The 1146-nt window shown below is 59.7% G+C and carries 1 protein-coding gene and 1 riboswitch; the gene reads right to left on the bottom strand.

Translation table 11 applies throughout. The annotated features are described in order from the left end of the window. Positions 1-38 precede the first annotated feature (38 nt). Positions 39-146: riboswitch (guanidine-I (ykkC/yxkD leader) on the bottom strand. A 239-nt stretch (positions 147-385) separates the two neighbouring features. After that, a partial coding sequence (locus ACXJ5O_RS27735) for a pyridoxal phosphate-dependent decarboxylase family protein (protein WP_457302718.1) occupies positions 386-1146 on the bottom strand: 761 nt, incomplete at its 5' end.

The following is a 1146-nucleotide window of genomic DNA, read 5'->3' as shown; positions in this document are numbered from 1 at the left end:
GCATAGACCATCGCGCCGCCAATCCCTTGGCTAACGAGGTCTCCCGGGCTTTTGTCCCGCCGTGCACCCGGCGGGATGTCTCCCCTACCGGTGGCAGCTCTCGGACCAGCACGCTTTAAAGCGCCGGAACCCTAGCCACCAACTCGACCATAGCGAAGCAAGGAACGTGCCAAACAGCAACATACTGAAATTGTTTAGTTTTCTCTTCGCTGGTTATATCGCGCGCTTAAAATGTTCGCCGCTGTGCTTAGAAATTGGGCACTAGTCGTTCGCGGCGGGAAACATTCGTTTCTGACTGCCGGTTCGGGTGCGGACGCGATTTACTTCGTGGTGAGACGTAAGGGGACACAGGTCATCGAGGTCGCCGCAAAAGAAAGGCCATGAATCAACTGTTGAGTTCGTCGGCAGCCGCAACCACCTCGGACACGATTGCCCGCACATTGTCTTCAGTCGTCCGGTGATTGACGAAGCACGCCCGCAAAGCGAATTGACCGCGGATTGTCGCATTTGACAGATACACGCGGCCGCGTGCAATAACGCGTCTCAAGATAGCCTGATTGTCCTTCGCCCGGTGGCGGAAGCAGACCGCACTGAGCGGGACCGGTTCCAGCAGTTCCAATTCCGGGTGCGACCGGACTATCTCCGCCAACAGTTGGGCATGGCGCAGGTCTTGCGCCATTGCCTCTCGAAAGGCCCCGCGCCCGTGATATTGCAGCGACATCCAGAGCTTCAGCGCCCGGAAGCGTCGCGAAAGCTCGACCGACTCCTCGAAGAAGGCGAACGCTTCCGTGGGGTCTTCGCTCAGCGTCCTGACATAGTCGTCGCTGTGTGAAAAAGTCGTGCGCGCGATTTGCGGATGGCGATGCAGCAGACATCCGCAATCGAGCGGCTGATACAGCCATTTGTGCGCGTCAAGCGACAAGGAATCCGCCAACGCCACCTCTCGGAGCTGCTCCGGCAACGCCAGTGCGGCCAGAGCTCCATATGCACCATCGACGTGTACCCAAAGTCCCTCGCTCCTGGCGATATCGGCGATTTCGCGCAGGGGATCGATCGCGCCGGTGACGATCGTGCCGACGCTGGCCACGACGGCGATGGGCGAGTGTCCAGCTTCGCGGTCGGCAGCAATAGCTGCCTGGAGGGTGT

It is taken from the genome of Phyllobacterium sp. P5_D12 (assembly GCF_054049495.1).
Note: the sequence above shows the minus strand (reverse complement) of the source record. Positions and strands in the feature narration are given on the sequence as shown.